General features: G+C 40.9%; 13 protein-coding genes and 1 other annotated feature. All 13 genes read left to right on the top strand.

What is annotated here, in order from left to right:
• Positions 1 to 72 precede the first annotated feature (72 nt).
• A complete protein-coding gene (locus AM506_RS14730) occupies positions 73 to 1,152 on the top strand; it encodes an endospore germination permease (RefSeq protein WP_060673253.1) in 1,080 nt (359 codons plus the stop codon).
• 56 nt (positions 1,153 to 1,208) lie between these two features.
• Positions 1,209 to 2,687, top strand: coding sequence for a spore germination protein (locus AM506_RS14725; protein ID WP_060673252.1), 1,479 nt, complete (start codon positions 1,209 to 1,211; stop codon positions 2,685 to 2,687).
• Positions 2,668 to 3,828 carry a Ger(x)C family spore germination protein gene (locus AM506_RS14720; RefSeq protein ID WP_060673251.1) on the top strand — a complete coding sequence of 387 codons (1,161 nt, stop codon included), beginning with the start codon at positions 2,668 to 2,670 and terminating at the stop codon, positions 3,826 to 3,828. The genes AM506_RS14725 and AM506_RS14720 overlap by 20 nt, the downstream gene beginning before the upstream one ends.
• A gap of 109 nt (positions 3,829 to 3,937) precedes the next feature.
• Complete coding sequence (locus tag AM506_RS14715; RefSeq protein WP_060673250.1) at positions 3,938 to 4,234, top strand: hypothetical protein; 297 nt, start codon at positions 3,938 to 3,940, stop codon at positions 4,232 to 4,234.
• A 154-nt stretch (positions 4,235 to 4,388) separates the two neighbouring features.
• A complete protein-coding gene (locus AM506_RS14710) occupies positions 4,389 to 4,985 on the top strand; it encodes an SCO family protein (RefSeq protein WP_060673249.1) in 597 nt (198 codons plus the stop codon).
• Between the two features lie 424 nt (positions 4,986 to 5,409).
• Entirely contained in the window at positions 5,410 to 7,299 is a 1,890-nt protein-coding gene (gene selB, locus AM506_RS14705) for a selenocysteine-specific translation elongation factor (RefSeq protein ID WP_060673248.1), read from the top strand.
• A gap of 96 nt (positions 7,300 to 7,395) precedes the next feature.
• Positions 7,396 to 7,947 (top strand): VanZ family protein, encoded by a 552-nt coding sequence (locus tag AM506_RS14700; protein ID WP_060673247.1) that lies wholly within the window; start codon positions 7,396 to 7,398, stop codon positions 7,945 to 7,947.
• A 129-nt stretch (positions 7,948 to 8,076) separates the two neighbouring features.
• Complete coding sequence (gene cls, locus AM506_RS14695) at positions 8,077 to 9,288, top strand: cardiolipin synthase (RefSeq protein WP_060673246.1); 1,212 nt, start codon at positions 8,077 to 8,079, stop codon at positions 9,286 to 9,288.
• 116 nt (positions 9,289 to 9,404) lie between these two features.
• Positions 9,405 to 9,584, top strand: a complete 180-nt coding sequence (locus AM506_RS14690) for a hypothetical protein (RefSeq protein ID WP_060673245.1) — start codon at positions 9,405 to 9,407, stop codon at positions 9,582 to 9,584.
• A 218-nt stretch (positions 9,585 to 9,802) separates the two neighbouring features.
• Positions 9,803 to 10,459 carry an HAD family hydrolase gene (locus AM506_RS14685; protein ID WP_060673244.1) on the top strand — a complete coding sequence of 219 codons (657 nt, stop codon included), beginning with the start codon at positions 9,803 to 9,805 and terminating at the stop codon, positions 10,457 to 10,459.
• Entirely contained in the window at positions 10,456 to 11,109 is a 654-nt protein-coding gene (locus AM506_RS14680) for an NUDIX hydrolase (protein ID WP_082386386.1), read from the top strand. Before AM506_RS14685 ends, AM506_RS14680 begins: the two co-directional genes overlap by 4 nt.
• 92 nt (positions 11,110 to 11,201) lie before the next feature.
• Complete coding sequence (locus AM506_RS14675) at positions 11,202 to 11,828, top strand: metal-dependent hydrolase (protein ID WP_060673243.1); 627 nt, start codon at positions 11,202 to 11,204, stop codon at positions 11,826 to 11,828.
• A gap of 66 nt (positions 11,829 to 11,894) precedes the next feature.
• Positions 11,895 to 12,137 (top strand) — a binding site (T-box leader).
• A gap of 59 nt (positions 12,138 to 12,196) precedes the next feature.
• Positions 12,197 to 13,195 carry a tryptophan--tRNA ligase gene (locus AM506_RS14670; RefSeq protein WP_060673316.1) on the top strand — a complete coding sequence of 333 codons (999 nt, stop codon included), beginning with the start codon at positions 12,197 to 12,199 and terminating at the stop codon, positions 13,193 to 13,195.
• The last annotated feature ends 28 nt before the right edge of the window (positions 13,196 to 13,223 follow it).

The following is a 13,223-nucleotide window of genomic DNA, read 5'->3' as shown; positions in this document are numbered from 1 at the left end:
TCTACAATGTTTTTAATGACGATAACTGGGACATAAATAGAGGTAAAATGACTAATCAAGTGGAGAGTTCAAATGAAAAGTATCCGCAAAATCTTAATCCCGAGACAGTTACTGTTGCTGTTAATCCTCTCAACAGGCTTATTGAATCATGTCATGTTGATTCCGAGTATCTTTCAGGCAGCAGGGCGGGATGGGTGGATCAGTATCCTTGCTGCCTATCCAATCCTTCTCCTCATGACGTTTTTAATCTACTACATCATCAAGCATTCCCCTAAGGAAGGCTTCTTTCATTTGCTTCAACAAAAATGGCCTAGATGGGCCGTCTTATTATTTTCTCTACCCATCTGCCTTTTTTTATTCTCAAGTGCATACATAACCTTTGTTGATTTAATACTATGGCTAAGTGCTTATTTCCTGGCTGATGTGCCTTCTTTCATTGTATGGGGAGGTATTTTAATCATTTGTTTCCTTATCACATGGGCCGGGATTAAACATATGGCGATCGCTAGCGGGATATTGCTGCCCCTTGTTATGATCTTCGGGTTTTTCATTGCGATTACGAATACGAATTTAAAGGATCCAAGCTTATTATTTCCAATTATGAGCAATGGATATGAGCCTGTAATAAAAGGGATGATCTATGTATTGAGCGGGCTGCTGGAAGTATATTTGATTGTACTGATACAGCCATTTAGTGAGGATAAAATGAAGATGCATCATTTAATCGTTCTTGGATTGATTATTATGGGCCTGATGTTCGGTCCCCTTACTGCATCCATTATGGAATTCGGACCAGTAGAATCGGCGAACTTAAGATACCCTGCGTATGAGCAATGGAGGATTCTTTCCATAGGCGAATTCATCACCCATCTTGATTTCTTTGCCCTCTATCAGTGGCTGAGTGGGGCACTTATTAGAATCAGCCTGTTTATGTTCTTATTGGGTGCACTCCTCATTAAAAAGAAGGATCAATATCGTATCTCTTTAAAGGTATTGGTACCGATTTTCATTGTCTTTTTTGGACTGGTCCTGTTCAAAACTGATACATATGATTTTTATTTGTTTTTGTTTAATATATTTTTTCCACTGACGGTCATCCTTTTCAGTGTACAAATCATTGTTTCAGCGATCATATTACGATTAGTAAAATAAAAAGATGGGTTCACCACGAATAAAAACAGAGCGAATTAAGTAAAGGATGTTCTTGAATGAAGAGAGCCACTAAAGAAGAGACAACAAGTAAGGATTCCAAAGGAGCAACCCTGGAAGAATTGAAGGAATTATTCTCACACAGTCAGGATCTATTGATAAAGGCCCATTTCTTTAATGGAACGGAAACGAACATCGTATATTTTGATAGTCTGGTGGACCGGCATTATTTAGATCAATTTATTTTTCCAAAGGTTAAAGAAGCCCCACATGAACCCTTTGCAGAAAAAATCATGAGTTTGTTTCAGGCAGAGGAAATCACGCAGAAATCCATAGAAGAATTGGCTTCCGCTCTATTTTCAGGGTTTATCCTTTTCTTTGTTGAAGAAAGGGTTTTATCCATTCATGCAGGGAATTTACCGAAAAGATTGCCGGAAGAATCAGCTTTGGAGACATCGATTCGGGGACCTAAAGACGGATTCGTTGAAGACTTGAATACAAATATTTCTTTAATTAGAAGGAGACTGTTCACCCCCTCCCTTTGTGTGGAAAAATATAAAATTGGGACAAGGTCTCATACTGACATAGCGATTTTGTATCTGGATGATGTCATCGATGAGAGTGTTCTGGAGGAATTATACAGCAGGCTAAATAAGATTGACATCGATGTGCTGACGGGGAATCAACATCTTGAATCACTTATTGATGATAATCCTTATTCGATATTCACAAGTTTTGACTACACTGGCAGACCCGATTTCATCGTAGACTCGTTAAATCAGGGAAGGTTTGCACTGATTGTAGACGGTTTCCCGACTATTTCTTTAGCGCCGGTCAACTTATTGTTGCAAATTAAGTCGCCGGAAGACGCAAGCATCAATTATGTGTATGTGTCGCTTGAAAGAATCATAAGGATGGTGGGGATTTTAATTTCTGCATTCTTACCAGGACTTTGGGTGGCTTTCTCCGCCTATAACATAGAACAAATCCCTTATCTACTTGTGGCAACCATCTCGATGTCCCGGTTCGGACTGCCTTTGTCAGCTCCTGTGGAAATGTTTATTGTTCTGTTTTTATTCGAGTTCTTCAATGAAGCGGGTGTCCGTCTTCCGAGAGCGATCGGACAAACCGTTTCGGTGTTAGGGGGATTGATAGTAGGGGATGCGGCCATCAGGGCAGGAATGACATCTCCCACCATGCTGGTCATTGGAGCCATTACATATATATCTTCCTTTACACTGGTCAATCAATCCCTGAAATATGGAACGACGGTACTGAGATTCATTGTATTACTGGTAAGTACGTTCTTTGGCTTGTTCGGTGTCGTCATGATCTTCATTCTGACAGTGATTTATTTATCCACCCTTTCATCTTTCGGTGCCCCATATCTAGGAACGGCTGCTCCTATAGGGTGGAAGGAAACCATTCGATCCTTTTTCAGGCTTCCGATCCAGCTCTATAAGGAAAGAACCTCATCGACGAATCCAAATGACAAGACGAGGAAGGGGATGAGTCCGAATGAACAACAAGACAATTAAATTAATGATCTTAGTCTCGATACTGGCGCTAGCAGGATGTACAGGATCCAAAAACATTCAGGACTTAACCTATATCGTCGCCATTGGGTTGGATTATGATGAGACGAAAGACGAATATACGGCTTATATTCAGGGATTGAACTTTGCCAATGTTGCCAAGCAGGAAGGGAGCAGATCAACGGATCCAATTCCAACGTTTGTCGGTTCGGCAAAAGGGAAGACTCTGAATATGGCTGTCAGTAATCTGTATAAAGTATCGAGGCCACCGTTGTTTTTTGGTCACACGAAAACACTTGTCTTGTCCAGGAACCTTTTGAAATATAAGTTCAGAGAAGTGTTGCAGGACGTGGGCAGAAACCGTTCCTTACGGCCGAGCCTCGAACTGTTAGTGACGGACACAGACATAGAGGAGATATTCAGTACGAAGGGATTATTTGATTACCCTCCCGTTTATACCGTTCTCCTGACCGAGGAGAAATCAGAAGGAATTCAAAATGACATTGATTCAACGAGTTTAATGCATTTTTTAAGAGAATATTATGAACCGATGGGGACGGCCATGATTCCGAATATTAAAATCGACCATCATTCATGGTATGCAGATCAGGAGGTTGCTTCTTTATATCTGGATGCATATAGTGTCTTTCAGGATGAAACATTGAAAGGAGAGATATCCGCAACTGACTCGATGACAGTGGACTGGCTGCAGAATAAGAGGAATACCCTTGACTATGCTCTAGAAGAAGGGGGAGAAATTCTGTCCACGTTCAAACTGTCTGCCGGTAAGCCAAAGATGAAATACGAGGAAGACGGTGCTAATTTCCCGAAATTTTCTCTAGAAGTAAACGTAGAAGCGGAATTGTTAGAAAAAATAAAGGACATTCCTTTTGAGGAATTACATGCTAAACTTCAGGATTCATTGGAAGAAAAAATAAAAAAAGTTTATCAAAACGGAATTGAAAAAAATATGGATCTTTTCGATGTTGGTGAACGGTGGTATCGATTTCATCCAGTCAAGTATCATGAATTGGAAAAGAGTGAAGACAGATTTTACCTATCAGACTCTTCTCTAAAACAAGTAAAGGTGAAAGTCGAGATTAAACATTTCAATGCCTATCGATATTTGAAAGAGACCAGATAATATTGAAAGATGGAAGGAAATAACCATATTAATTTCCGTTTTCTCTTTCCTTTTCCAAAGAGATTGCATAACATGAAGGTAGGTCTTGGAGATAGGGGAGTCATCACTAATGCAAATAAGCATTTATATATTGTTATTAGTAGTATCTGCTGTTGTGGCAATTGCCTGGAGCTGGAAGAGATTATTGGATTTTAATTCGTATAAGAAACCATTTTTAGAAGGAGTCGCACTTCAATTTGTTTTTCTTATCTTTGCGTCTGTATGGTGGCTTATAACCGAGGATATTTCAAACGGGGTAATTGGTGTATTCTATTACTTCCTCGCCTTCCTTACCATAATGGTCGTTCATGGATTCACACTGCACTATCTCTTTTCAAAGAAGAAGATGAGGGAACGTGATGAATGAAAGCTATAAAGCTGGATGCCTGTCCTACAAGAAATAAGCTCAGGAAGAGAGGTTTCACAAAATAGACAATGAATCTTCTCTACAGGAATTGTTTTTTCATCCTCTTTTTACTAACATAGAATGGGAGAGACAGATAAAGTCGGAGGAGATAAAGATGTCAAAAACCAAAACATTCATTGTGGTGATGACCATCATCGGGATACTCCTTGCAGGTTGCAGCAACAGTGACTTTCAAGCAGAAACGGATTATGAAGTGAAGGAATTTTCCTATACGAATCAGAATAATAAACAAGTCAGCTTAAAAGATTTAAAGGGACAGGTATGGATTGCCGACTTCATCTTTACCAGTTGCGAAACAGTTTGCCCGCCAATGACCTTCAACTTGACAAAGCTGCAAAAGAAGTTAAAAGAAGAAGGGGTAAAGGATTATAAAATCGTTTCCTTCAGTGTCGATCCGGAAACAGATACACCAGACGCATTAAAAGAGTACATATCAAACTTCGAAGCAGACACAAGTAAATGGGAGCTATTGACCGGTTATAAATTCGATGAAGTGAAGGACCTTGCGGAACACTCCTTCCGTTCAATCGTAGCGGACGACCCCAATTCCGATCAGATGATTCATGGGACCAGTTTCTATCTGGTGAACCAGGAAGGCACCGTCGTGAAAACGTATAGTGGCAATAGTGATGTTCCATATGATGAAATCGTTCAGGATGTGGAAACACTAATTAAGGAAGGATCAGAATAAATTCCTCTACGAGAATCACAGTATGCGTGATTCTCTTTTTTTGATTTTCCATTCCACTATTAGGTTGCTAACGATTATAATGATGAAAAGGGCTGAGTAGCTGGCAGAATGAAAATTTTCAGATGAAAATTTGCAGGATCATTTCATGGCGAGAATTTCATCCGTGTGGTGCCATTAAGAGGAAATATGATAATGTAAAGGCATCTACAGATAAATGATAGGATAGCAGGTGAGCGGATATTCGAAATTCCAAGGTAATGCTGATAGTTGATATATTAATCACATTATTCATATTCATATGGGTAGTGAAATCCTTTTCAGATGGGGAAGTATGGAGGGGAGTTGTGTTTGCCGTCTGTTTTGCCATCATGGCAGGAGTACTGGCCTTCAGATTCAAGACGAAAAGATAGAAAGTGGTGAGAGGATGAGAAAGGACCATTACACGATTGGGATGGCCGGACATATCGATCATGGAAAAACGACTCTCACAAAGGCTCTGACGTCGGTTGACACCGATCGCCTTAAAGAAGAAAAGGAGCGGAGTATCTCAATTGAACCTGGATTCGCTCTTTTGTATGAGGATGATACGGTTGAGATTTCTGTAGTGGATGTGCCGGGTCATGAACGCTTCATTCGTCAAATGATCGCAGGGGTAGCGGGAATCGATCTTGTTGTATTGGCAATCGCCGCAGATGAAGGAGTGATGCCCCAAACGAAAGAGCATCTTGATATTCTTTCCCTTCTTGGAATAGGTCAATGCATTGTCGTCTTGACGAAATTTTCTAAAGTCGAAGCAGATTTAATAGAGATCGCCCGGGAAGAAGTCATCGAAGAATTGAAGGATACCGTATTTGAAGGCTCTCTCGTTCTAACGGCAGATGGTTTAACAGGCGAAGGAGTGACGTCTCTTAAAGACACCATCATTTCTTCCTTGAAGAGTCTGCCCTCAAGAAATACAGCCGGGGAATTTCGATTACCTGTTGATCAGGTCTTTACTGTGAAGGGGCAGGGAACGGTGGTAAGAGGAACGATTTATGAAGGATGTCTGGAAACTGGTCAGGATCTGATCATTCTACCACTTGGGATACATACGAAAGCGAAACAAATTCAAGTTCACCACCATAAGGCAGAAAAGGGATATGCCGGTCAACGGGCTGCTGTCAACCTCCCCGGAGTGGACTATAAATCACTTAAACGGGGAAATGTACTTGTCTCGTCCCCTCACCTTTTAATGACAAACACAATTGACGTATGCCTATATGTTCTACATAATGCCCGACATGCTATCAAGCAGAGAATGAGGGTCATTATACATACAGGAACGTCTGAGGTGATGGGGAAGCTTGTGTTCTTTGACAGAAATAAAGTGGAAGCAGGAACAGACACCGATAAGATCCTATGCCAGATTCGCCTTGATGAATCCCTCATGGTTAAACGTGGAGACCGATTTATTGTCAGGAGACCCTCACCGGTTGAAACCATCGGTGGAGGGTTGATTATTCAGCCGAACGGAGGCAATTACCGGTTTGGAGTTGAAACGATTGACTACCTTAACGCCCTGATTAAAGGAACTCCAGGTGAACGTGCGCTGAGAGTACTTGATCGATATAAATCCCTTCGGAGGGAAAGTTTGATAAAGGAAGGATCCCTTTCAGAAGAAAGTATGACTGAATTACTAGGGGAACAGGAATGGATTCTACTTTCTGATTCATCTATAACCCATTGTAAGATCGTGAAAGAATGCAGAAATGCGATAAATCATTTCCTATTGACGTTTCATGAGAATTTCCCCTTATTGAAGGGAGTCAATCGTGCAGAATTAAAGCAACACTTTAATGAATACCCTGGAAGTCTGGTAGATTATGTGTTGGAGCAGGGGAATGGGGTCCGGGGAAATGACCTCATTCAGTTAATTGGCTTCACACCCCATCTGCCACCTGCATGGGAGAAGCGGTGCATGCAGCTTCTCGATTTACTGGATAGGGACGGTACACAGGTAAGAGACATGGAAGAGTATTTTGAAAAGGTGGGAATACCGGAGAAATGGCATTCGGACTTCACTCGTTTTTTCGTACAGGAGAAGAAAATAGTACCCCTGGACGAAAAGAAAGCCTATTCCATTGGGGTGTTTAACGACGCAATCATTCGCTTGAGGAAGCATACGGATGATACATTTCAGGTAGGTGAAGCGAAAGAAGTACTGGGCTTATCCAGAAAATATAGTATTCCTTTTTTAGAAAAGCTTGATAAAGAAGGGTTGACGCTGCGTATAGAAGGGAAACGAAAATGGATTGGCTATCTTGATTTAGAATGAGTGGGAAACGAAGTATATTTCGGTTGATTAAAACAAAATAAAGTACAAATTGCTGCAATTCATTATGTAGCATAGTAGAAAGTAGGATAGGAAATTATGAAAGAATTATGGAGCGCATTTGGCTGGGTTCTTCCGATTATGATTATTGTGACGGTTACCCTTATCTTTGCGATCTCCTTTTGGAAGAAAAAAAGGGGGAAGGGCAGGTGGCTGAACCTACTTCCTGTATTATTTACGTGTATTTCGATTGGCGGCATCTGTTTGATCACATTGACTCCCCTGGATAACGTTTCAGAGGGATCTGTGAATTTCGATCCTTTCTCCAATTTAAAGTTGAATTTATTGTACCGTAATCATATGGATGTACCGATCCGTAATCTCCTTGCCAATATTATATTGTTTATTCCATTCACTTTTTTTCTTGCCTGGTGGATGAGACATTCGAAACAATTGATATTGATGGTCACTTTTCTTGGAGGGATTTTTTCATTTGGAATTGAGTTTGCACAATACTACTTGGCTTTAGGTAGAGCAACGGATATTGATGATTGGATGATGAATACATTGGGATCGTTCATAGGTGGTATTCTATTCGTCACGGCTCGCTATATCTATACATTGTTGAAAATCAATAAGATAATCAAGTAAGAGCGTCGACATTGTGTTGACGCTCTTTTATTGATATTTAACGCCTCTTCATCTTTAAACTTTCACGGCGGATGTATAGTCCTTCCCCATAAACAAAAGCTAACGATACCATGAAAAGGGGGGATTCTCGTGTTGAAAAAAGCGATAATAGCAATGATGGTCATCACCGGGTTATCAGTGGTATTGTTCCTCATCATGCAATGGGATGTAAGACAAGGGGTGAAAAACTATACGAGAACCCACCCGATGACAGAAACCCTATCAAGCAATGCTTCCATTGACATTTTTAATACAGGAAAAAGCTTTTATGAAAACCTTTTTAGTGATATTGAGACAGCTGAACACAATGTTTGGATCCATTTTTTTATTATTCGGGATGACGAGATCTCTCAGGAGTTCTTTGATTTGTTGATAAAAAAAGCTCAAATGGGTGTGGATGTTCGTTTATCTGTAGATTTTCTTGGATCAGACATCGATAAGAAATACATCAAGAAGATGGAAAAGGCCGGCGTAAAGATTGTCAAAAGCAGACCCATTATGTTTAAGAATGCGTTCTATTCCCTTCACCACCGCAACCATCGCAGGCTTATTTCAATAGACGAAAGCATTGCCTATATTGGAGGATTCAACATGGGGGATGAGTATCTGGGAAAAGATCCAAAGCTTGGTTACTGGAGGGATTATCATATTCGGTTGGCAGGCGATTCGGGAAAGGAAGTGTATAAGCAGTTCAAAAGAGATTGGATCGAGGATGAGGGTGAGAATATAAAGAGTGATCTTCCTCCATACACGTCAGCCGGCAGTGGAGGGGATGTACATTTCATCTTCTCAACCGGAAATCCTCTCATTGAAAAAACCATTGATTGGATTAATGAAGCAGAAAAGAGTGTGACCATCACGACCCCATACTTTATCCCAAATAATAAGCTTATCTCTGCATTGAAAGAAGCAGTGACGAGAGGGGTCGAGGTGAATATCCTTCTACCCGATGATACGGATGCCTGGTTCACCAAACCTGTCAGCTACCGGATAGAAAAAAGCCTCTTAGAAGAGGGAGTGAATATATATCTTTATCAGAAGGGATTTTTTCATGGGAAGGTAATGGTAGTTGATCATGCATTGGCAGACGTGGGAACAGCCAATTGGGATCCACGCAGCTTTTACTTAAATGATGAGAGCAACTGCATCATTCGGGATGAAGAAGTGGCGAGGCACTTGGAATCCCTTATCGAAGTGGATATGAAGGATAGTGAAAAGCTTACCATGGAAGCTTTTGATGACCTGCCGTTCTGGGAAAAAGCCTTACAAACTACCCCGCGCTGGGTTTATTATTATTTTTAGTCGCGTCTACGATTCAAGGTGTACTGATGTTAAAAATTTTTGTTGAATAAGAAAATATGGTAAAGTGTTCTCATATAGTTTAAATGTAAACACCTTATTAAAGAAAGGGATTGTCCATGAGCGAGCTCTTGTTTATAGCTTTGTTTGTTCTTTCGTTAATGGCATTTACGTTTTTTAATGTGTCCAAGAAGAAACATGTTTCAAAGAATCACAGGTCGATAGCAGTCACCATTGTCATCTTCTCTGTGATCGGCATGATGTTGGCGGTCCTTTTTTACCTTCCGAACGCTTCTTAGAAAACGGAGAATACTGTAAAAGCAAAAGACACAAGAGGAAGGTCTCACGTGTCTTTTTTTATGCGTCTGCATAGTGAATCCATTTAATCCTTTTTATGGATTGTTTGCTTATCAGGGGGCATAAATTTGGGATGATTAGATATGGTTTTGTTAAACCCCGGGAAAAGTCAAATCATCATGGATACTGACTGTGCGTATGGCAATAAAGGAGAATACAGATGAAAGCAGCAATGATTTTTGATATGGATGGTACATTATTTCAGACAGACCGAATACTTGAAGCTTCACTTCATGATACCTTCCAAATACTTAGAGACGAAGAAATGTGGGAGGGGGATACGCCTCTTGAAACATATAGAGGAATAATGGGAGTCCCCTTAACGGAGGCGTGGAGGACTTTATTGCCCATACATCCCACTTATGTACATGAAAGAGTGAATGAAGAATTTCAGGATAAATTGATTGAAAACCTCTTGGGTGGAATGGGTGCACTCTATCCCCATGCAGAGGACCTCTTATCCTATTTATGCAAAAGGGGATTTCCGATTTTTGTGGCAAGTAACGGCTATCCCCGTTATCTGCAGACAATCGTGGAATATTATGCGTTGGATCGATGGATCTCATCCTGTTATAGTATTGTGGATATTGACTCTGAGGATAAGGGTGAGTTAATACGGAGAGTGAAGGAGGATCATCATCTCAGTCATGGGATTGTGATCGGAGACAGACGCTCGGACTTCAAAGGAGCCGAGGAGAATGAGTTTCTTTCCATCGGATGTGCGTTTGATTTTTCACAGGAAAATGAATTGCATGAAGCCGATGTAGTGGTCGGTGATCTGATAGAAATCAGAGACTATTTGGAGAAAGTGAAATGATGAATAAGGACAGGAGTGATCAGATGGAGGAGGAAAAGCTGGCCGTTTTGAATGAATCCGGTGAAAGAATAGGGGTCAGGAGCCGTTCGGAGATCCACGCGAAAGGGTATTGGCACGAGACCTTTCACTGCTGGTTTGCAGGTTATAATGCCGATTTGAAGGAAACCTTCATTTATTTTCAATTAAGAAGTGACAATAAGAAGGATTTTCCTGGCCTTTTGGACATTACGGCAGCCGGACATATCTTGTCCGACGAAAAGATTGAAGACGGTGTAAGGGAAGTCCATGAAGAGCTGGGAATCAACGTCCAGTTTGAGGAATTGGAGGATCTGGGAATTGTAAAAGGGGAACTCATTCAAGGAGAAATGATAGACAGGGAGCATACAAATGTTTTCCTTTATACGAAGCCGGTCTCATACGCGGAAATTCAGCTTCAGCCGGAGGAAGTAGCAGGGATCTTCCGTTCTACCCTGGCTGATTTCAAATCACTGATTCAACAGGATAAAGCCGAAATCGAATTGGAAGGATTTGTTGTCACCCAAGAAGGGGGTAAGAACTATGTCAACCATAAGGTGGGTTATCACCATTTCGTCCCCCATGCAAAGTCCTACCTTTTAGAAATCATTGATCGAATAGAACGGAAAGTGTAAGAAAGTAATGCCTCTTTCCCATAGCCAGAATGGATTATTAAGGCTATCATAAATATCTGGATACATACTGTGAAAGAGAGTAGGAGCTAATATTGAACGGCACAGCGCATATGGCAATTGGAGCAGCAACAGGTTTTATCGTGGCGAACTCATTTGGTTCTGGGCCGGGTACGACAGCGTCACTTGTAGCAATTGGCGGGGTATCCGGACTCATGCCGGATTTGGATATTGACGGAAAGCTTAGTAACAAAGTTACGTTCTCCCCCAAGATGATCAGGTCGGTGGCACAAATCATCGGATTTCTCATGATGGTGTACAGCTACCTGGAAGGCAGTGGGAAAGAACGGTGGCTTGGGATTGGTTATGGGGCAGGAATGATGTTTCTCACAAGCTTCATTACCCAGAGAAGGATGCTGATGATTACTGGTATAGGTGTGACAGCATGTGGCTGGCAATTAAATGAAATATGGTTATGGCTGCTGGGCATTTATATACTTATTGCTTCATTCGTGTCCCATCGCAGTTATACCCACTCCGTACTAGGAATGATCTATTATGCTATCGTGGCTCGTTATCTCGAGTCCTCTATCATGATTGATGGCGTATTTGAAGCATGTGTCATCGGATATGCGAGTCATTTGATTGCGGATATGAAGTTTCTTCCTTTTAATAAGAGAGGCATAAAGCTCTTCCTTCCTCTTTCGTCTAAAGAAATATAAAATGTGTTTACACCCACTTGACCATTATTTACCTATACATTAAAATAGTGGAAACAATATAAAAGGTTAAGTGCGATGAAGAAGAAGAGTAGACGATTGAAACTTTTAAGAGAGCTGATGGCTGGTGAGAATCAGTATGCTGAAATCGTTGAATGGGCTTTTGAGCATCCAGTCTGAAATAAAGTAGGTTTTGGCGGAAGGTCTCACCGATAAAAGGGACGATGTATCGAAGGCGACTTCTGTACAGATGAGTGCGTTTACTAAAGTGTAAGCGAATGAAGGTGGCACCACGGGTTTTCCGTCCTTTTTTAGAGGATGGGAAGCCCTTTTTGTGTTTTTTATTATTTTCAACGGAGGGTATGATGGGTATGAAAAAACAAGTTCTGACTGGTATCAAACCAACTGGTCGTATACATTTAGGGAATTATATCGGGGCGATTAAACCTGCATTGGGATTGGCAGAGAATCAATCTTATAATACCGCTTATTTTGTTGCGGATTATCATGGTTTGACAAAGATTCACGATCCACTTAAAATGAAAGAACTTTCCTATGGGGTGGCGGCAGCGTGGTTAGCTTTAGGGTTGAATCCAGATCGCGCGATTTTTTACCGTCAATCTGATATACCTGAAATCTTTGAACTGAGCTGGATCCTTTCCTGTTTTACACCGAAAGGATTAATGAACCGTGCCCATGCGTATAAATCAATAGTTGAAGATAATCAAAATGGTGGCAGAGAAGTGGATTCAGGGGTCGATATGGGTGTATTCACCTACCCGATATTGATGGCAGCGGATATCCTCCTATTCCAAACTGAATTGGTTCCCGTTGGAAAGGATCAAATACAGCATGTTGAAATTGCAAGGGATATAGCAGAAAATTTTAATAAACAATATGGTGAAACATTTGTTCTTCCCGAGTATGTCATACAGGAAGAAACATCTGTCCTCCCGGGACTTGATGGACGAAAAATGAGTAAAAGTTATAACAATACAATCCCATTATTCGAGGAACCAAACAAGCTTCGAAAACTAATCAATAAAATCAAAACGGATTCCTCTCTTCCGGAAGAACCAAAGGATCCCGGCTCATCTGCCATTTTCTCATTGTATAAAGAATTCTCATCGTCCGAACAAACCGAAACAATGAGAAAGAGGTTTCAATCCGGAATTGGCTGGGGCGAAGCGAAAGCAGAATTGTTTTCAGTGATGAACTCGTTTATAAAAGAACCCCGTGACAGGTACAACGAATTGTTAAGTGACAGAGAGGTATTGGATCAGATTATGCAGAATGGTGCTGAGAAGGCAAGAGAGAAGATCATCCCTTTTATGAAAGAAATCAAACAAAAGATTGGTCTGTATCATTGATCAATACATTTATTCTAGAAAATAATAT

The organism is Rossellomorea vietnamensis (genome assembly GCF_001305855.1).
GTDB lineage: Bacteria > Bacillota > Bacilli > Bacillales > Bacillaceae_B > Rossellomorea > Rossellomorea vietnamensis_A.
Note: the sequence above shows the minus strand (reverse complement) of the source record. Positions and strands in the feature narration are given on the sequence as shown.